The following is a 20,858-nucleotide window of genomic DNA, read 5'->3' as shown; positions in this document are numbered from 1 at the left end:
GAATATCGCTCCTTACGGCAACAGACTTTTAACGTCGATAGGCTTGGCCTCATTGTCGGCTTCGCCTTTATCCTTGCCGTCAATTGCCATACCTGTCTTACGGTAAAAGTTATAGTCAGGATATTTACCTGGCCCTGAAATCAGCAGATCTTCTTTCTCGTACACCAGATCCTGACGCTTGTATTCACCCAGTTCAAAATCCGGTGTCAACTGAATCGCGGTAGTTGGGCACGCTTCTTCACACAGGCCGCAGAAAATGCAACGCGAAAAGTTGACGCGGAAGAATTCAGGATACCAGCGACCATCCTTATGCTCGGCTTTTTGCAGTGCGATACATCCCACTGGACATACCGCTGCACACAAGTTACACGCAACACAACGCTCTTCACCGTCAGGATCACGCGTCAGAACGATGCGCCCACGGTAACGGGGTGGCAGATAAACTGGCTCTTCCGGATACATTTTTGTTTCGCGTTTATGGAAGGCATGAAGCCCTATCATCCAAATACTGCGTACCTGGGTGGCGAAACCGACCACTAATTCTTTCAATGTCATGGTTCAATCCCCCCTTTATTGAGCGTTGTATAAAATAACTGCTGCTGTCGCTAGCATATTAAGTAACGTTAACGGCAGACAAACTTTCCAGCCAAACGACATTACCTGGTCATAACGAGGACGCGGCAATGCAGCACGGATCAAGATGAACATCATCATGAAAAATGCTGTTTTCAGCGCAAACCAGACGAATGGAGGCAAGAAAGGCCCATTCCAGCCACCAAAGAACAGCGTGACGATCAAAGCAGATACCGTCACAATCGCGATATATTCCCCGACAAAAAACAGACCGAATTTCATACCGGAATATTCAATGTGATAGCCGTCAGCCAGTTCTTGCTCTGCTTCCGGTTGGTCAAAGGGATGGCGGTGGCATACCGCTACCCCCGCAATGGCAAAGGTCAGGAAGCCAAAGAATTGAGGAATGACATTCCACACATGTTGCTGTGAGTTGACGATATCCACCATGTTAAAGGAGCCAGCTTGTGCCACAACGCCCATCATGGACATACCGAGGAAAACTTCATAACTCAATGTCTGTGCGGATGCACGCATCGCACCCAGCAAGGCATATTTGTTGTTACTCGCCCAACCAGCAAACAGCACGGAATAAACCGCCAAACCCGCCATCATCATGAAGAATAAGATACCAATATTCAGGTCTGCGACCATCCATGTCGGGCTTACCGGCACAATAACAAAGGCCAGCAGCATTGAGCAGAAGGCAATAACTGGGGCCAAAGTGAAAATGGCTCTGTCAGAAAAGCGCGGTGCCCAGTCTTCTTTAAAGAACATTTTGATCATGTCTGCGACAAGCTGCAATGAACCGCCCCAACCGACTCGGTTTGGCCCATAACGGTTTTGAAACAGGCCAAGAATGCGGCGTTCAAAGAAACTCATGAATGCCCCGCAGATAACCACGACCAGTAGAATGGCAACAGCTTTCAATACAGCAATCAGGATTTCAATGACCTCGGGAGTAAACCAGCTCATTATGCAACCTCCCGTAAGTTATGGACTGATTTGCCTGCCAGAACCGGCGGTATACCCGACATTCCCAGTGGCAAGCCGATTTGCCCTTGTGCCAGATTGCCGCTCAAACGCACGGCTAAACGCAGTTTCTGCCCTTCACAATCAAATGCCATCACAGCACCTTCTTTCACATTCAAATGCTCCGCATCTTTATGATTGATCATCACATACGGCTCAGGCATACGTGCCTGTATTACATCAGAACGTTGTGACAGTTCTTCACTGCCGAACAAATGGAAATAAGGCGCCACATGCCATTGATCTTTTTGCGCAGTGAATGCTGTCGGGATAGCGTCAAAGTAGTTCAACCCACCATCAACCGTTTCAATCAAACGAACGCCCGGATCGCCGAAACGCAGCTTGCCACCGATTTCAGCCTGAAATTTATTCCACGCTTGTGGTGAGTTCCAGCCTGGTGCCCATGCAAACGGGATTTGCTGACGTGGGGCATATGGGCTGTTGTTCCCTTCCATTGAGAAAGCAAATGCGGTATCGATATCCTGTGGTTGGCGCTGCTCATGGACACTGACATCAGCCAACATCGCTGTACGGCCACTGTAACGATGAGGTGAACGTGCCAATTTTTGGCCACGAATACGGAATGTCGCATCTGGTGCCGCATTGATGATGCCTTTGAATTGCGGCATCACTTTGACACAAGCTGCAATCACATGATCAAGTTGTGTCCAGTCCGTTTCACACTGCGTATAGGTGGTATACAAGGAATGCATCCAGCGCCAGCTTTCTAACATAACGATGGATTTATCATAAAATGCGGGTTCGTAAACCTGGAAATAGCGTTGGGCACGACCTTCCTGATTCACCAACGTACCATCGCTTTCAGCAAAACTGGAGGCCGACAGAATCAAATGCGCCTTATCCATGATAGCAGTACGTTGGTGATCCACGACGATCAGATTTTTCAGACTATCCAGTGCGCGATCAATTTTATCCGCCGGTGCATGACGATAGAGATCGTTTTCCATCACGATGGCGGTATCTGAATCCCCTTTAGCAATACGCTGTAAAGCAGAATCCAATGGCTGCGCCTCCATCATTGCCAGTCCCAGGCTATTGGCATATACAGCAACATAGGAAAGACCCACATCCGAACCTTTATCTTTCAGGGCCCATGCGATATTGGCAGCAGCCTGAATCAAAGCATCACTGCCTGGATTGCTGCCACTGATAATCAATGGTTTTTTCGCATCACGCAATGCATGCGCAATGATTTCTACTTTCGATTTCAGCTCATCCGGCAGATCATTAACGGCAGGTGCGATATTGTTCAAGGCATGTGCCACGGCAAAACCTAAGCGAGCCTGATCATCAACAGGTGCACGGTAGCTCCATGCTGCAATATCATCCAATCGGGTTTCATCGACACTGGTCAAGAAGAGAGGATACTTGGCATGTTGACCAATATTCATAACCGCCGCAATCTGCCAGTCTGCCACTTTCTGGGCGGCAGCCATTTCACGCGCTTTGCCTTTCACTGCCTGGCGTACAGATAACGCCATACGGGCAGCCGTTTGGGTCAGGTCTTCCCCTAACACCAACACCGCATCATAATCTTCAATTTCACGCAGGGATGGCGTATAGACTCCACCTTGCTGGAGAATTTCTAACATCATATCAAGGCGTTGCTGTTCTTCCGCTGAAATGCCGCTGTAGAAGTTTTCCGCACCCACCAATTCACGCAAGGCAAAGTTACTTTCAATGCTGGCACGCGGTGAACCGATGCCAATAGCATTTTTCGCCTGACGCAAAATGTCTGCACCCCCTTGCATAACCTGCTCAGCATTCAATGAAATCCACTGATCACCACGCAACTGTTGGGGCTGGCGAGGACGGTCGTCACGGTTGACATAACCATAACCGAAACGCCCGCGATCACACATGAAGTAGTGGTTAACCGTGCCGTTATAACGGTTTTCTATCCGGCGCAATTCACCATAACGTTCACCAGGGCTGGTGTTACAGCCAATGCTGCACTGTTGGCAGATACTTGGCGCAAACTGCATGTCCCATTTACGGTTATAACGTTCTGAATGTGTTTTATCGGTAAATACCCCTGTTGGGCAAATTTCAACAAGGTTACCGGAAAATTCACTTTCCAATGTGCCACTTTCAGGACGACCAAAATAAACGTTGTCATGAGCGCCATAAACGCCAAAATCTGTTCCATCCGCATAATCTTTGTAGTAACGGACACAACGATAACAGGCGATACAACGGTTCATTTCATGAGCAATGAATGGCCCCAACGCCTGATTTTTGTGAGTACGTTTGGTAAAACGGTATTTTCGGAATGAATGCCCCGTCATCACTGTCATATCTTGCAAATGACAGTTACCCCCTTCCTCACAAACTGGACAGTCGTGGGGATGGTTGGTCATTAACCATTCCACAACATTGGCACGGAACTGTTTAGCTTCTTCATCATCAATGGAGATATACGTGCCATCTGACGCCGGCGTCATACAAGACATCACCAGACGACCGCGCGTATCTTCCGCATTTTGATATTGCTTCACCGCACACTGGCGGCAAGCGCCAACGCTTCCCAGCGCTGGATGCCAGCAAAAATAAGGTATATCAAGCCCCAATGAGAGGCAGGCTTGTAACAGGTTATCAGCCCCGTTTACATCATATTCTTTGCCGTCTACATGTATCGTAGCCATAGTCAGCATGCTTCCCAATGGCCTGCCGTGGCAGGCGTTAATCAAAAATTAGCACTGTTTGTTACCAACGCTGGTTGAGCAGGTTTGGTTGAATACCCGCAATCAGGTTGGTATTGCCATAATCTTTGGTGACAATTCCCGCTTCAAACTCTTCACGGAAATATTTAATAGCACTCTGCAAAGGTTCCACAGCACCTGGCGCATGAGCACAAAACGTTTTGCCCGGGCCAAGAAAACGACAGAGTTGTTCTAATGTTTCAATATCACCTGGCTGGCCTTTGCCACTCTCAATAGCCCTGAGGATTTTGACACTCCACGGCAAACCATCACGGCATGGTGTACACCAGCCACAAGATTCACGAGCGAAGAATTCTTCAAGATTGCGGGTCAGGGAAACCATATTGATCTCATGATCCACCGCCATTGCCAGTGCGGTTCCCAATCGGCTACCCGCTTTGGCGATATGCTCAAAATCCATCGGCAGATCTAAATGGTCTGCTGTCAGGAAATCGGTTCCTGCCCCTCCGGGTTGCCATGCCTTGAATTTCAGGCCATCACGCATTCCTCCCGCATACTCTTCAAGAATTTCACGGGCTGTTGTGCCAAAAGGTAATTCCCAAAGACCTGGATTTTTGACCCGACCAGAAAAGCCCATCAGTTTGGTACCGGCATCTGTACTTTTGCCGGCACTCAAACCGATATACCACTCTTTCCCATGTTCAAGAATTGCAGGAACGTTGCACAATGTTTCGACGTTGTTGACGCACGTAGGTTTGCCCCATACGCCAGCTGTCGCAGGAAATGGGGGTTTTGAACGAGGGTTTGCCCGGCGTCCTTCAAGGGAGTTAATCAAAGCGGTTTCTTCACCACAGATATAACGACCTGCGCCAGTATGAACAAACAGTTCAAAATCAAAACCACTGCCCAAAATGTTCTTGCCAAGCAATCCAGCAGCTTTAGCTTCCTCTATTGCTTTGCGTAAATGGACAGCCGCTTCAACATACTCACCACGTAGGAAGATGTAGCCGCGATAGGCTTTCAATGCAAAGGCACTGATTAACATGCCTTCCACCAACAAATGAGGCAGTTGCTCCATCAATAGGCGGTCTTTGTAAGTGCCCGGCTCCATCTCATCCGCATTACACAACAAATAGCGGATATTCATACTTTCGTCTTTCGGCATCAGACTCCATTTCAAGCCGGTTGAGAAGCCTGCACCACCACGACCTTTTAAGCCAGCATCTTTAACTAATGCGGTAATTTCATCAGGAGCCATGCCCTTCAGTGCTTTTTCGGCTCCTTTGTAACCATTTTGGCTTCGGTATTCATCCAGCCAGACAGGTTGTTGGTCATCACGCAACCGCCATGTCAGGGGATGAGTTTCCGCTGTGCGGATAATTTCTTTCACTCCTGAATGCGTTGTCATGGATATTGCTCCAGTAATTTTTCAATTTCTTCGGGTTTCACGTAACTGTGGGTGTCCTCATCAATCATCATCGTTGGTCCCTTGTCACAGTTACCCAAGCAGCAAGTGGGTAACAATGTGAAACGCCCATCTGCCGTGGTTTGCCCCGGACGAATGTTCAAACACGATTCTATCGCTGCCTGAACACCCTGATAGCCCGTGATGTGACATACAACACTGTCACAGTAACGGATAATGTGGCGTCCCACTGGCTGCCGATAAATCTGGCTGTAAAACGTCGCTACACCTTCCACGTCACTGGCCGGGATATCCAATACCTCAGCAATGGCATAAATGGCACCATCAGGCACCCAGCCACGCTGCTTTTGTACAATTTTCAGTGCTTCGATTGACGCAGCACGCGGATCTTCGTAGTGGTGTTTTTCCTGCTCAATAGCATTACGTTCGTCAGCACTCAATACAAACTTATCCAGTGTCTGAGCGTCCGTTACGTTAACCACATCAAGGCGTGCTTGCTTGTTTGCGTTAAATTCACTTTGCATCGTTAGCGATCCACATCAGACATAACAAAATCGATACTGCCCAGATAGACGATAAGGTCAGAAACCAGACTGCCGCGGATCACCGATGGAATTTGCTGTAAGTGAGCAAAACTTGGTGTACGGATGCGGGTACGGTAGCTCATAGTGCTACCATCACTGGTCAGGTAATAACTGTTGATACCCTTAGTCGCTTCGATCATCTGGAATGATTCATTAGCAGGCATGACCGGCCCCCATGAGACTTGCAGGAAGTGGTTAATCATGGTTTCGATGTGCTGCAAAGTCCGTTCCCTCGGTGGCGGCGTAGTCAGTGGATGATCCGCCTTAAATGGTCCTTCCGGCATATTTTTCAGGCACTGCTCAAGGATGCGCAGACTCTGACGGATTTCTTCCACTTTCAACATTACCCGGTCATAGCAATCACCGTTGTAGCCTGTTGGTACTTCAAAATCGAAGTTTTCATAACCGGAATAAGGGCGCCATTTACGTACGTCAAAACTAATGCCAGTGGCACGCAGCCCCGCACCAGTAACCCCCCAGTCCAAAGCCTGTTTAGCATTATAGGCCGCTACCCCAACAGAACGCCCTTTCAGGACACTGTTTTTCAGCGCTGCCTTGACATAGGAATTCAAACGTTTCGGCAGCCAGTCCAACAATTCACGCAAGAGTTTGTCCCAACCACGCGGCAAATCATGAGCAACACCACCGATTCGGAACCATGCCGGATGCATACGAAATCCAGTAATCGCCTCGACGACATCGTAAACTTTCTGTCGGTCAGTAAAAGCAAAGAAGACAGGCGTCATCGCACCAACGTCTTGGATAAATGTACTGATATAAAGCAGATGGCTATTAATGCGGAATAGTTCGGACAACATGACACGAATTGTTTTCACTCGGTCGGGGACTTCAATGCCTGCTAGTTTCTCAACCGCCAGCACATAAGGCATTTCGTTAACACATCCCCCCAAATATTCGATGCGATCGGTATAAGGGATATAGCTGTGCCATGACTGACGTTCCCCCATCTTTTCGGCACCACGATGGTGATAGCCGATATCGGGAACACAATCGACGATTTCTTCACCATCAAGTTGCAAAATAATGCGGAACGCACCGTGAGCAGAAGGATGGTTTGGGCCGAGGTTAAGGAACATGAAGTCCTCATTATCGGTGCCGCGCTTCATGCCCCACTCTTCTGGTTTGAAAGTCAGCGCTTCCATTTCCAGATCTTCTTTCTGCTTAGTCAATACGAAAGGATCAAATTCCGTGGCACGCGCAGAATATTCCTTGCGCAACGGATGACCTTCCCATGTCGGTGGCATCAAGATACGACGCAAATTTGGATGGCCGTTAAATGTAATGCCAAACATTTCCCACGTTTCACGCTCATACCAATTGGCATTTGGGAAAATCGATGTAGTTGTGGGGATATTCAGGTCTTGTTCAGTGAGCGCGACTTTCAGCATGATGTCACGGTTACGCTCAATGGAAAGGAGGTGATAAAACACCGAAAAATCCGCCGCCGGTAAGCCTTCTCGGTGAGAGCGCTGACGCTCATCAACACCATGCAAGTCAAACAGCATGACATAGGGTTTGGGCAATTTTCTCAGAAATGTTATTACTTTCAGTAACTGCTCCCGCTTAACCCAAACAACTGGCATACCTGTACGGGTCGGCTGGATGGTAAAGGCATCCGGGCCAAATTGACGGTTAAGCTCGCTGACAACAGGATCATCAAGATGATCGCGTGTTGTCCAAGCAGGCCGGGCGCTTTCTTGCGCTATCTGATCTGTCATCATTCTTCACCACAACGCTTGATCAGGTTTTTGTGATCGCAACACATTGCTCTGGTTACGCTATATGGCTAAAAGCCTTAAATTTCGTCTGGAGTACGCAGATTTTTCACTGCAATCCGTTCACCGCGTTTTCTTTCTCTTTCTGATTGCATATTGGCACGGTAAACTCCCTGATCGCCAACCACCCATGACAGTGGGCGTCGTTCTTTGCCTATGGACTCCTGCAACAGCAGAAGCGCCTGCATATAGGCTTCTGGGCGAGGAGGGCAGCCAGGAATATAAACATCGACAGGGATAAACTTATCAACCCCTTGAACTACGGAGTAAATATCGTACATACCTCCGGAGTTTGCACAGGCTCCCATTGAAATGACCCATTTCGGTTCCAGCAATTGGTCGTACAGGCGTTGAATGACGGGCGCCATTTTGACGAAACAGGTTCCGGAAATCACCATGAAATCAGCCTGACGGGGAGATGCTCGCAATACTTCTGCACCAAAACGCGCAACATCGTGAACAGCGGTAAATGACGTCACCATTTCCACGTAGCAGCAAGAAAGCCCGAAGTTATAGGGCCACAAGGAATTTTTCCTCCCCCAATTCACCATATTATGCAGAGCATGTTCCAATTTCCCCATATAGACACTTCGGTGAACATGTTGCTCCAAGGGGTCGCTGACAGTTTCCTGTTTTTGCAGGGGATAACGGTCATTCTCACCGTTCGGATCTATGCGGGTGAGCGTATAATCCATCTTTATACCTCGCTATTACTGCATGTGACTGTTGTTGGTATGATTGCCAGTAGTGTTGATATAAGTATCCGCACTCGGTTTACTGACCTGACGTTTTGAACGTGCTGGCGTCCAATCCAACGCCCCAATGCGCGCCAGATAAACCAAACCTGCCAATAACACCAAAATGAAAATGCTTGCTTCGGCAAAGCCTAGCCAACCGCTCTCTTTGATTGAGACGGCCCATGCATACAAGTAAAGGACTTCAATGTCGAAGATAACAAAGAACATGGCAACCAGATAAAACTTCGCCGACAAACGTAAACGTGCACTGCCGACAGAATCGATACCTGATTCATAAGGTATGTGTTTTGCCCTGGCTTTCGCCCTGCCCCCCATGAAGTACCCACCCAGTAACATGAATGCGCACAAACCAAGAGCACCTATTAGAAAAACCGCGAATGCCCAGTGATGGGCTAAAATTCCAGTGGATGTAGACATACTCGTTGCTTACTCATCAAAAGTGGTGTCAAGGTGTCTGCTCTTTTTGCCGGCAGTGTTGCACCACATCGATTCATGGGAAGGGATAATAACCAAATCTGAAACAACGCTAATCAATGCATCTTATAGCTTGAATCATCTTGGTTTTTATTCCTCTCAACAAAATTTGCCATAACGGCAAAACCACTTGCATATTTGTTTACAAACCACAAACCATTAATTAACGGATTGTGCTGATATGCCGCTAAAACGTGTCAGTCGTACAAAAAACAATCTTCCTGACATAACTAGTCTAACCGATAACTCGACTTTACTACACCATTATCGCAGGAAAAACCTGTCTTTCCACTGTACTGCTCGGAGTATTTTTATGATCAAGTGCACAATTTCATTGAAAAACATTCAACACTTGAATGTAATTTATTCAACCCTTAATGAATTGTTTCTAGAAAGAACGATTAAAGTGTAATAAGCGAGCTATTTCTGAAAATGGTTTTATTTTATCAAGTTAGGAAAATGAAATTTGTTAACAGAGCAACATTCTTTTAACTAAAATTCGAAAGGTATAGGAAAATTAGTAGGGTATATTTCTTATTAGAAATATCAGAAATAGAAATGAAAACTTGGGAGGATTATTAATAAGTAATTAACAACAGGCTAATATTTCCATAAATAAAATGGAAATATTAGCCTATAAAACACATAATACTTATTCGTCTATATTTTCAACGGAATTTTCATCAACTGTTTCAGTTGATTTGATAGGTTCAATCGTGTCGATAGATTCATCCATTTCGTCGGATTCATCAGATTCAACTGCTGTTACAGTATAAGGTGTTTTCTTATTTTCTATTGCATCAAAAACAGTCAGAACAGATTCATTCTGTTCATTACTATTACGATATAAGAAGAATTGGATTTCCGGCAGACGTGGTAATCCTTCAATTTCACCTAAAATTCTCAGGTCCGCATTCTGCATTTCCAGAGGGCGAGCGGTAATACCGACTTCTGCATTCACAGCCGCGCGAACAGCGGACAAGGAAGCAGCTTCATACGCAATACGCCATGAAATACCTGACATATCCAACGTTTCCTGAGCGATCTGGCGGAAAGGGTTGGTTTCATCCATCACTACCAACGGTACAGGTTCATTCGTCTGTAATTGGAAATCTGGTGCACAGTGCCATAAAACAGGCGAAGAACGTAAGAGCGTTTTAGGATGGTGGTTGATTTTTGCTGTGGTTACTGCCAAATCAATCTCATGGTTATCCAACATGCTTTCGATAAACTGAGCGCGCTTAATACGCACATCAACAGCCACACGTGGATAGACAGAGGCAATACGGTTCAATAAGAAAGGAAGCAGTGTATCAACAGCGTCATCTGATACACCTATTCTCAATTCACCGTCTGCATCATTGTAAGTTAATGATGCTGTTGCATCGTCATTGGCACGCAGAATTTGGCGTGCGTAACCAAGAAGTTGAAGACCATGTTCGGTCAGAAGCTTATTGCGGCCGTGACGAGCAAACAACTCTCTCCCCACGAGATGTTCCAACCGCTGCATTTGCTGACTCACAGCTGACTGCGTTCTAGAAACAGCTGCCGCTGCTGCTGCAAAAGTATTTAAGTCAGCAACAGCAACAAAAGTTCTTAGCAGATCGAGATCGAGGTTTATTATCTGACGATTTGCATTTATCATTGTTTATTCATCACTTTTTTTTGATTTTAATTACTAACTAACCTGGTGTTTTTACTTCAGCAGTATCAAATAATACCAATTGTGACATTACTCTACTCTATTAAATAGGGCAAAGGTTTACTGCATTTTTTTACTATTTAAATCATCATGGGTTTTATTTTCTCCTTTCTTAACAAAAATTATGCAATCCCAAAATAAGTCAGAGATAAAACCCTATTTACATCACATAATCACGAATTTCCAGTACAAATATCCTTTTTCTGACTTGCTTCAAAGAATAACCTAATCTGAATCAGGAACACTTAACATTATCAGATAGTATTAGAATTTTTAATAAATTAACATTTTTATTGAATAGGCCCAAAAATGCTATGGGTAAAAACTCAAAAAATTTGTCAAAGTATCCTATGATAAAAACCTAAATTAACTTTAGGTCAATAAAGATAAATTATAAGAATACATTATACAAATCTTCTTACTTTTATTGACAATTTGGGGTTCCTGAAAAAAACGACAAATGAACCCAAAAACCGCGTCAAAATGTCATCTCCTGTCTCTCTTGCCAACTAAAAACCCGTCATTATGAAAAATTTAATTCTAACCTAACACACATAAGTGAAATAAAACACCAATAAAATACAATAATTCAGAGAGCAAACTTATTCATTTATTCTTAAAACAACCATTTTAACCAAAGATATCAAAGCCTCTTCAAAATATAGACTGAGAAGAGTACATTGATCATCATACTTTTTATGCCGGGTAGTATCCATTTTACCAAAGAGGTCAAGGCGCCCTATGTTTTCCATTAATAAATCCAGTAAATTAGATAATGTCTGCTATGACATTCGAGGAAATACCCTCAAAGAAGCTAAACGACTCGAAGAAGAAGGTAATAAGGTACTGAAATTAAACATTGGCAATCCGGCGCCATTCGGATTTGAAGCACCTGATGAAATTTTAGTCGATGTTATCCGTAATCTGCCAACAGCCCAGGGTTACTCTGATTCAAAAGGATTGTATTCAGCGCGTAAGGCAATCATGCAGCATTATCAAGCCAGAAATATGCTGGATGTTACCGTTGAAGATATCTTTATTGGTAATGGTGTTTCTGAACTTATCGTTCAATCCATGCAGGCCCTGTTGAATACCGGGGACGAAATGTTGGTTCCTGCGCCTGACTACCCTCTTTGGACTGCGGCAGTATCACTTTCCAGCGGCAATGCCGTCCACTATCTATGTGATGAGCAACAGGGCTGGTTTCCTGACTTAGACGATATACGCCGTAAAATTACCCCACGTACCCGTGGTATCGTTATTATTAACCCGAATAACCCAACCGGCGCGGTATATAGCAAAGAGTTGTTGCTGGAAATAGTAGAAATCGCCCGCCAGCATAATCTGATTATTTTTGCTGACGAGATTTACGACAAAATCCTGTACGATGATGCCCAGCACCACTCCATCGCAGCATTAGCGCCTGATCTCTTTACTGTTACTTTTAATGGTCTGTCCAAAACCTATCGCGTTGCCGGTTTCCGTCAAGGCTGGATGGTACTGAATGGTCCTAAAAAGCAGGCCAAGGATTATATTGAAGGATTAGAAATGCTGGCATCAATGCGCCTTTGTGCCAATGTGCCAATGCAGCACGCAATCCAAACAGCATTAGGTGGTTATCAAAGCATCAGTGAATTTATTTTTCCAGGTGGCAGACTTTATGAACAACGCAACCGTGCATGGGAACTAATTAACCAGATCCCTGGGATTTCCTGTGTGAAACCCATGGGTGCTCTCTATATGTTCCCGAAAATAGACACCAAACGTTTCAATATTTATGATGATCAAAAAATGGTACTAGATCTCTTACTACAGGAAAAAGTTTTACTGGTTCAGGGCACCGCATTTAACTGGCCAGATCCAGACCATTTCCGTATTGTCACCCTGCCACATGTCACTGACTTGCAAATGGCAATTGAAAAATTTGCCCGTTTTATTGGTAACTATCGCCAATAAGCATAATCTTCCTTATTAAAGCCAATCCCATTAAATATTAATAGATTAATGGGATGGCTCTTCTCCAAAGTAAATAGTTATTTCTTCACTTGCCACTATTTTTTCTATAAATGCATTTTCCAGGAGTGAATATTCCCGTTGTTTTTCAAGTTATAGATACTCCGCTCACAATTAATCATATTATTCCGCTACAATTTTGCTACAAATTAATTGGCTACAAGAGGAAACTATGAGTCATTTTTTCGCCCAATTATCCCGCCTAAAATTAATTAGCCGTTGGCCTCTTATGCGAAATGTGCGTACAGAAAATGTTTCAGAGCACAGTTTACAGGTTGCTTTTGTCGCACACGCTTTGGCAATAATCAAAAACCGTAAATTCAACGGCAATGTCAATTCTGAACGGATCGCCCTGTTGGCAATGTATCACGATGCCAGCGAAGTCATCACCGGTGATTTGCCAACGCCAATTAAGTACTACAATCCCCAAATTGCCCATGAATATAAGAAAATAGAAAAAATAGCCCAACAAAAATTATTGGATATGTTGCCGATTGAATTACAGGGTGATTTTCGTACCATCCTGGATGAGCATCACCATAGTGAAGAAGAAATCCATATTATCAAGCAAGCTGATGCATTATGCGCTTACTTGAAATGCCTGGAGGAACTCTCAGCAGGTAATACTGAGTTTAATCAAGCCAAAAAACGATTGGATAAGACACTGGCAGAACGTCGCAGTGAAGAAATGGATTATTTTATGGATGTGTTTGTACCAAGTTTCAGCCTCTCCCTCGATGAAATTAGCTTATAGATTATTATCCGACCCTAATCATTTGGAGTTATAATCATTACTTATAGAAATATTCAATAATATTAAACTATAATCATAACGCAGCTCCCTGCCATGCGGAGCTGCCCGATAAAAACATTAGAATGGAAAAAGTATTGGGATCACCGCGACACTAATCCCCATTACAATTAACGTAAAAGGCACGCCAAGTTTCACGAAATCGGCAAACCGATATCCCCCTGGCCCCAGCACCAATGTATTAACGGGAGATGAAACCGGTGTCATAAATGCTGCCGAAGCCGCCACACCAATAATCATTGCAAAAGGCAAAGGAGAAACAGCCATCTCATTCGCTGCCGCAATCGCAATCGGAGCCATTAACACGGCCGTCGCAGTATTAGAAATAAACAACCCTATCATGGCGCAAAGTACAAACAGGCACACCAACATCACCCGTGGCCCCATATTACCTGCGATATCTATCAATCCCTGGACAATGAGATCGATTCCTCCCGTCTTCTGCAATGCCAGTGCAAAAGGCATCATGCCAACAATTAAAATAATGCTCGGCCAGTGAATGGAACGATAAGCACTTTCCATATCAATACAGCGGAATTTCCCCATTAGCAGGCAGGCAATTAACGCAGCAATAAAATTCGGGATTTCATTGGTCAGCATCATAGCAACCATCAGTGCAAGGCAAAATAAGGCATGAGGTGCCTGAGAAGCCGCAGGAGCCGCACTTTCCACCTCAACAGGCAGATTTAGCACAATAAAGTCAGGGGTTTTTGTTTTTAACGCGTGGATCAATTTCCAATCGCCAATCAACAACAGTGTATCACCAAGCAACAAAGGTTCATCCACTAACTTCCCTTCTAACGCTTTTCCCCCGCGCCGGATCCCCACTACATTGAGACCATAACGTGTGCGAAATTTCATATCACGCAATGATTGCCCCAAAAGTTCGGATTCAGGGAGCACTGAAACCTCAGCCATACCAACATTACGGGAGTGTTCGGAAAAATATTCCCCACGCAATACCATCGGTTCTAGCTGTTGCTCACGGCAAAATTCCCGCAAATCAATATCACTATCCGACATATCTACCAGCAAGACATCCTGCCCTTGCAATTCCATATCCCCAGTGGCAGCCACCATTACTCGACGGAATTTACGCCAACGTTCAATACCAATGACATTGGCACCATAACGGGCACGCAGCCCTAATTCATCCAATGTGTGTCCTACCAAAGGTGAACCTTGACGGATAGTCAGACGGCGAGCACGACCAGACAATTTATAGTCACGTATCAAATCACGAAATGTCCGATGATAACGCTTGTCCGCTGCCTGGTAGTTTGTCCCCCCTAACCAACGACGAGCAACTAACATGTAAACCACGCCAGCCATCAACACTAATATGCCGATCGGTGTAATGGAGAAGAAGTCAAAACCGCGCAAACCTTCACGCACTAACTCACTATTGACGACCATATTAGGTGGCGTTGCCACCAGGGTCATCATGCCACTAATCAAACCCGCAAACCCTAATGGCATCATCAATCGCCCCGGAGAGGTTTTCATTCTGGCGGCCACGCTCAGGACAACAGGAATAAATATTGCCACAACGCCCGTAGAACTCATGAACGCTCCCAATCCGGCAACTGATACCATTAACCAAACCAACATCTTGGTTTCACTGTTACCTGCGACACGAACCAACCAGTCGCCCATCTGATAAGCAACCCCAGTTCTCACCAACCCTTCGCCAATGACAAATAGGGCAGCAATCAACAATACATTGGGATCACTAAAACCGACAGTGGCTTCACTTAACGTCAGTGTGCCACTCAAGACAAATGTGATGATCAGTAATAAAGCCACAACATCCATTCTGACTTTATTGGTGGTGAAAAGCACAATGGCTATCAATAGCAGGGTTAATACCCACAATAGTTCGCTACTCAATTTGGCCTCTATCAACGATACCTTGCAAATATGACTATCCGCACGACCAATCTGCCAATTAGCAGATTGGCTATATATCAAAAGACTACATATCAAAAGACTACAGGTACAAACGTTAACAAAGTAAGTAGACCATGTTTCTCAGAGAAAATCCCTCGTTCTGATCAAGGAACCTCCTGATTTAGGGGGTCTCAATCGGTATAGATCGATACGTAACTGCCAGATTTGACAATCTCAATATCTTCCAGGTTATTAACCGTCAAATGGATTTCATCGCGGCGTGGAATATCCGGTGAATCGTGGACGACAACAACCTGACAACCCGCATCCAGTCCGGCATTTATTCCCGCAGCAGCATCTTCAAATACCACACACTCTTCTGGCAATAATCCCAGCTTTTTAGCTCCCAACAAATAAGGCTCAGGGTTTGGTTTTCCATTTGTGACAGATTCTGCCGTCACCCAATGGGCAGGTTCCGGTAACTCCGCCACTTTATGACGCGCAGAAGCAAGCGGAACCGTTCCCGATGTCACAATGGCCCACGGAATATCCAACGCGTTCAACTTATCAATCAGGGCTATAGCACCAGGCAAAGCGGTAATCCCTTCCGTATCTTCTGTTTCAATTTTTTCAATCCATTTGAAAGTGCCGGCGATCTCCTCTTCACTCGCATCTGGCATAAAATGCCGGAGTGATAAGATCGCCGGCGTGCCATGAACATAATTCAGCACTTCATCTCTCTCGATACCCATTTTATCGGCAAACTGAATCCATGCTCGCTCAACCGCAGGCAATGAATCAACCAGAGTACCATCCAAATCGAATAAAAAGCCTCTACATTTCAGAACCAAACCCGACTCCTTCAAACGTCACTATTTGTTAATCATCATATGGTAATAAGATACTTACCCCACATGACTCCTGGGGATTAAATATCATCAAGAAAAGAGTTGTCTAATTGCTTAAAAGCCCGTTTAAGCAATTCAGCCAGTGAAAAGTAGGTCGGGGCACTTTCCACTGGTGCCATGGCAATGCCTGCCTGGGCAAATTTTTCCCGAATTTCATAAAACCAATGCAATAATTTTTCCGGCAATGGTGTCGCCGCCCGTTTTCCCAACCACCATAATCCCTGCAACGGCAAACTACAGGCAAACAGTGCTGTTGCCACCGATGGCCCCAATTGACCACCCAGAGCGAGTTGCCATGTCAAAGTAAAAATTGCCAACGGCGGCATAAACCGAATACCAAAGCGAGTTGCCTTAATCACACGATTTTCAGGAAAAACAGGCGCAAGTTGCTTTTCCAGTGGCCAGGTTTTCAAATATTGCTGTCCTAATTGCATACGCTTGAACCAACCCTGGCTAACAGGCGGTGTCGTGTTCATCATGACCTCAATCAATTAAAGGTATAGTTTTTAAAAAATCCCTACAAAAGATAAAATCTTTTTTGTAGTATTAATACTATTAAGTATATTTTGTCTTTATTGCTAGCAAACGGTATCCTACACAGACTTTTATGTTGTTGCAGTAGCAAAACAGGAATTTTGCCCTTTTTCGCAACAATTGGGTTCGGTTTGTTAACAAATTATTTTATTTTTAACATTGTTCTTATTTAAGATTAGATCACAACAAGATAATAGGTATTTCCATGTCAAGTAAGCTGGTACTGGTTCTTAATTGCGGTAGCTCCTCCCTGAAATTCGCTATCATCGATCCTGCCAATGGTGAAGAATATCTTTCTGGTTTAGCAGAGTGCTTTGGCCTGCCTGAAGCCCGTATTAAATGGAAAATGGATGGCGCGAAAAACGAAGCTGCTTTAGGTGCCGGCGCAGCACACAGCGAAGCACTGAACTTCATTGTTAATACTCTCCTGGCTGAAAAACCAGAACTTTCTGCACAAATCTCAGCCATCGGTCACCGCATTGTTCATGGTGGTGAGAAGTTCACTTCTTCCGTGGTTATCACCGATGAAGTTATCGCAGGCATTGAAGCGGCTATTCCATTCGCACCACTGCACAACCCAGCTCACCTGATCGGTATTGCTGAAGCGAAAAAAGCCTTCCCTCATCTACTTGAGAAAAACATTGCCGTATTTGACACCGCGTTCCACCAGACTATGCCTGAAGAAGCATACCTGTACGCACTGCCTTACAACCTGTACAAAGAGCATGGCATCCGTCGTTACGGTGCACATGGTACCAGCCATTTCTATGTTTCCCGTGAAGCAGCCAAAATGCTGAACAAATCCGTTGAAGAACTGAATGTCATCACTTGCCACCTGGGCAACGGTGGTTCTGTTTCTGCCATTGTCAACGGTCAGTGTGTTGATACTTCTATGGGCCTGACCCCACTGGAAGGTCTGGTCATGGGAACCCGCAGTGGTGATATCGATCCCGCTATCGTATTCCATCTGCACGATGCAATGGGCATGAGCATTGCTCAGATCAACACCCTGCTGACCAAAGAGTCTGGTTTCTTAGGTCTGACCGAAGTCACCAGCGATTGCCGTTACGTAGAAGACAACTACGAAACCAAAGCTGATGCTAAACGTGCTATGGATGTTTACTGTCACCGTCTGGCTAAATACATCGGCGCATACAGCGCGCTGATGGAAGGCCGTCTGGACGCAATTATCTTCACTGGTGGCATCGGAGAAAACTCTGCGCTGGTTCGTGAACTGACCATGAAGAAAGTCGCTCTGCTCGGCTTCGAATATGATCACGAGCGTAACCTTGCCGCTCGCTTCGGCAAATCAGGCGTTATCACTACAGATAACAGCCGTCCTGCTCTGGTTATCCCAACCAATGAAGAATTGGTTATTGCTCAGGATTCAGCACGTCTGACTGCGTAATCAGCATGATTTTAGAGCCGCCAGCATTGCTATTGCCGGCGGTTTTCTCGAATATATCGCACTGAGTCACATTTATTGACTGACGAGCAACCGTTAAAGAGGTTTCCGTGTCCCGTACAATTATGTTAATCCCTACTGACACTAGCGTTGGTTTAACCAGTGTCAGCCTGGGTGTTATCCGCTCCATGGAGCAAAAAGGCGTTCGTCTGAGCGTTTTCAAACCTATCGCACAACCACGTCACACTGGTTCCCAGGATCAAACTACTTCGATTATCCGTTCACATGCCAGCATTCATGCTGCTGAACCTCTGGATATGGCATATGTGGAATCACTGCTGACCACTAACAAAAAAGACGTGTTAATGGAAGAGATCGTGGCGCGTTACCACGAAAACGCCAAAGATGCGGAAGTGGTTCTGCTCGAAGGTTTGGTTCCGACTCGCAAGCATCCGTTTGCCCAATCCCTGAACTATGAAATCGCCAAAACACTGAACGCTGAAATCGTGTTCGTGACTGCCCTGGGTACTAACACCCCAGAGCAACTGAAAGAACGAATTGAACTGAGCCGTGCTGAATACGGTGGCAGCAAGAACCAAAATATTATCGGTGTTATCGTCAATAAACTGAATGCACCGGTTGATGACCAAGGCCGTACTCGCCCAGATTTATCCGAGATCTTTGACGAATCAACTAAAGCGACGATTACCAACGTCGATCCAAAAACTATCTTTAAAAACAGCCCACTGCCAATTCTCGGTTGCATCCCGTGGAGTTTTGACCTGATCGCTACCCGTGCGATTGATATGGCTAAGCACCTGAAAGCGGACATTATCAATGAAGGGGCTATCGAAAGCCGTCGCATTAAGTCTGTGACTTTCTGTGCTCGCAGCATCCCTAACATGCTGGAATACTTCCGTCCGGGTTCTCTGCTGGTGACTTCTGCTGACCGTCCTGACGTCCTGATCACTGCATGTCTGGCAGCCATGAACGGTATTGAAATTGGTGCCGTATTGCTGACTGGTGGTTACTCAATTGATGATTCTATCCGTGAGCTGTGCGAACGTGCATTCAATACTGGCCTGCCTGTTTTCACTGTGAAAACCAATACATGGCAGACTTCCCTGAACCTGCAAAGTTTCAGTCTGGAAGTTCCAGCCGATGACCACGAGCGCATCGAAAAAGTACAAAACTACGTTGCACAACATATCAGCAGCGAGTGGATCGATTCTCTGGCAGCCGCATCAGAGCGTCCAAATCTCCTGTCACCACCGGCATTCCGCTATCAGTTGACCGAACTGGCTCGTCAGGCTGGCAAGCGTATCGTTCTACCAGAAGGCGACGAACCACGTACCGTCAAAGCAGCGGCTATTTGTGCTGAACGTGGCATTGCAGAATGTATCCTGCTGGGCGATCCAGAAGAGATCCGTCGTGTAGCTGCGGCTCAAGGCGTTGAACTGGGTGCAGGTATTGAAATCATCAACCCAGCATCAGCACGTGAACGTTATGTGCCACGCCTGGTTGAACTGCGCAAAAACAAAGGCATGACCGAAGTTGTTGCCCGCGAACAACTGGAAGACAACGTGGTTCTGGGCACTATGATGCTGGAACAAGGCGAAGTTGACGGTCTGGTTTCCGGTGCAGTACACACCACAGCGAACACGATCCGCCCACCATTGCAGTTAATTAAGACAGCACCAAATAGCTCTCTGGTTTCTTCTGTCTTCTTTATGTTGCTGCCAGAGCAAGTGCTGGTTTACGGTGACTGTGCCATCAACCCAGATCCAACCGCAGAACAACTGTCCGAAATCGCGATCCAATCTGCGGATTCTGCCAAAGCATTTGGTATTGAGCCTCGTGTTGCGATGATCTCTTACTCCACCGGTAATTCTGGTGCAGGCAGCGATGTTGAAAAAGTGCGTGAAGCAACCCGTTTGGCACAGGAAAAACGCCCAGATCTGATCATCGATGGCCCATTGCAGTACGACGCAGCTATCATGGCAGATGTAGCGAAATCCAAGGCACCAAACTCACCAGTTGCAGGTCAGGCAACCGTGTTCATCTTCCCAGATCTGAACACGGGTAATACCACTTACAAAGCAGTACAACGTTCAGCGGATCTGGTTTCCATCGGGCCAATGCTGCAAGGTATGCGCAAACCAGTTAACGATCTGTCCCGTGGCGCGCTGGTTGATGATATCGTTTATACCGTTGCACTGACTGCAATTCAGGCAACTCAGCAAGAAAACGCATAATTTTCTGGCTGTA

The 20,858-nt window shown here is 45.6% G+C and carries 16 protein-coding genes; 4 read left to right on the top strand and 12 right to left on the bottom strand.

Annotation, left to right across the window (positions count from 1 at the left end):
* Positions 1–12: 12 nt before the first annotated feature.
* From nuoI to hexA, 9 genes are all read right to left on the bottom strand, one after another.
* Positions 13–555 (bottom strand): NADH-quinone oxidoreductase subunit NuoI, encoded by a 543-nt coding sequence (gene nuoI / locus BDE27_RS17460; RefSeq protein WP_099131988.1) that lies wholly within the window; start codon positions 553–555, stop codon positions 13–15.
* Positions 556–570: 15 nt separating this feature from the next.
* Positions 571–1,548 carry an NADH-quinone oxidoreductase subunit NuoH gene (gene nuoH, locus BDE27_RS17455; protein ID WP_099131989.1) on the bottom strand — a complete coding sequence of 326 codons (978 nt, stop codon included), beginning with the start codon at positions 1,546–1,548 and terminating at the stop codon, positions 571–573.
* Positions 1,548–4,271: an NADH-quinone oxidoreductase subunit NuoG gene (gene nuoG, locus BDE27_RS17450; RefSeq protein ID WP_099132147.1), complete on the bottom strand. Its 2,724-nt coding sequence runs from the start codon at positions 4,269–4,271 to the stop codon at positions 1,548–1,550. Before nuoG ends, nuoH begins: the two co-directional genes overlap by 1 nt.
* Before the next feature lie 61 nt (positions 4,272–4,332).
* The gene (nuoF, locus tag BDE27_RS17445) at positions 4,333–5,697 is read right to left on the bottom strand and encodes an NADH-quinone oxidoreductase subunit NuoF (RefSeq protein WP_099131990.1); all 1,365 of its coding nucleotides are present in this window, start codon (positions 5,695–5,697) and stop codon (positions 4,333–4,335) included.
* The gene (gene nuoE, locus BDE27_RS17440) at positions 5,694–6,239 is read right to left on the bottom strand and encodes an NADH-quinone oxidoreductase subunit NuoE (RefSeq protein ID WP_099131991.1); all 546 of its coding nucleotides are present in this window, start codon (positions 6,237–6,239) and stop codon (positions 5,694–5,696) included. Before nuoE ends, nuoF begins: the two co-directional genes overlap by 4 nt.
* 2 nt (positions 6,240–6,241) lie before the next feature.
* A complete protein-coding gene (gene nuoC, locus BDE27_RS17435; RefSeq protein WP_208638607.1) occupies positions 6,242–8,041 on the bottom strand; it encodes an NADH-quinone oxidoreductase subunit C/D in 1,800 nt (599 codons plus the stop codon).
* A gap of 74 nt (positions 8,042–8,115) precedes the next feature.
* Positions 8,116–8,790, bottom strand: a complete 675-nt coding sequence (locus BDE27_RS17430) for a NuoB/complex I 20 kDa subunit family protein (RefSeq protein WP_047769419.1) — start codon at positions 8,788–8,790, stop codon at positions 8,116–8,118.
* A 15-nt stretch (positions 8,791–8,805) separates the two neighbouring features.
* Entirely contained in the window at positions 8,806–9,270 is a 465-nt protein-coding gene (locus BDE27_RS17425; protein ID WP_074018583.1) for an NADH-quinone oxidoreductase subunit A, read from the bottom strand.
* Between the two features lie 709 nt (positions 9,271–9,979).
* Positions 9,980–10,972 (bottom strand): transcriptional regulator HexA, encoded by a 993-nt coding sequence (hexA, locus tag BDE27_RS17420; RefSeq protein ID WP_099131994.1) that lies wholly within the window; start codon positions 10,970–10,972, stop codon positions 9,980–9,982.
* Between the two features lie 798 nt (positions 10,973–11,770).
* Between hexA and BDE27_RS17415 the strand changes: the two genes are divergently transcribed.
* Both BDE27_RS17415 and yfbR read left to right on the top strand, forming a co-directional pair.
* Positions 11,771–12,985, top strand: coding sequence for a pyridoxal phosphate-dependent aminotransferase (locus BDE27_RS17415; protein WP_099131995.1), 1,215 nt, complete (start codon positions 11,771–11,773; stop codon positions 12,983–12,985).
* Positions 12,986–13,214: 229 nt separating this feature from the next.
* A complete protein-coding gene (gene yfbR / locus BDE27_RS17410) occupies positions 13,215–13,796 on the top strand; it encodes a 5'-deoxynucleotidase (protein ID WP_099131996.1) in 582 nt (193 codons plus the stop codon).
* A gap of 117 nt (positions 13,797–13,913) precedes the next feature.
* Here the strand turns inward: yfbR and BDE27_RS17405 are convergent, their stop codons facing one another.
* The 3 genes from BDE27_RS17405 to yfbV form a co-directional block, all read right to left on the bottom strand.
* Positions 13,914–15,743, bottom strand: coding sequence for an SLC13 family permease (locus tag BDE27_RS17405; RefSeq protein WP_099132148.1), 1,830 nt, complete (start codon positions 15,741–15,743; stop codon positions 13,914–13,916).
* A 191-nt stretch (positions 15,744–15,934) separates the two neighbouring features.
* Positions 15,935–16,594: a sugar phosphatase gene (locus BDE27_RS17400; RefSeq protein WP_099131997.1), complete on the bottom strand. Its 660-nt coding sequence runs from the start codon at positions 16,592–16,594 to the stop codon at positions 15,935–15,937.
* Positions 16,595–16,671: 77 nt separating this feature from the next.
* Positions 16,672–17,127, bottom strand: a complete 456-nt coding sequence (yfbV, locus tag BDE27_RS17395) for a terminus macrodomain insulation protein YfbV (protein WP_099131998.1) — start codon at positions 17,125–17,127, stop codon at positions 16,672–16,674.
* A gap of 263 nt (positions 17,128–17,390) precedes the next feature.
* Here yfbV and ackA point away from each other — a divergent pair, with 263 nt between their 5' ends.
* Both ackA and pta read left to right on the top strand, forming a co-directional pair.
* Positions 17,391–18,593, top strand: coding sequence for an acetate kinase (gene ackA, locus BDE27_RS17390; protein WP_099131999.1), 1,203 nt, complete (start codon positions 17,391–17,393; stop codon positions 18,591–18,593).
* 107 nt (positions 18,594–18,700) lie between these two features.
* The gene (gene pta, locus BDE27_RS17385; RefSeq protein ID WP_099132000.1) at positions 18,701–20,845 is read left to right on the top strand and encodes a phosphate acetyltransferase; all 2,145 of its coding nucleotides are present in this window, start codon (positions 18,701–18,703) and stop codon (positions 20,843–20,845) included.
* Positions 20,846–20,858 lie beyond the last annotated feature (13 nt).

It is taken from the genome of Xenorhabdus ehlersii, assembly GCF_003610465.1.
Taxonomy (GTDB): Bacteria; Pseudomonadota; Gammaproteobacteria; order Enterobacterales; family Enterobacteriaceae; genus Xenorhabdus; species Xenorhabdus ehlersii.
This window is presented reverse-complemented; position numbering and strand designations above follow the sequence as displayed.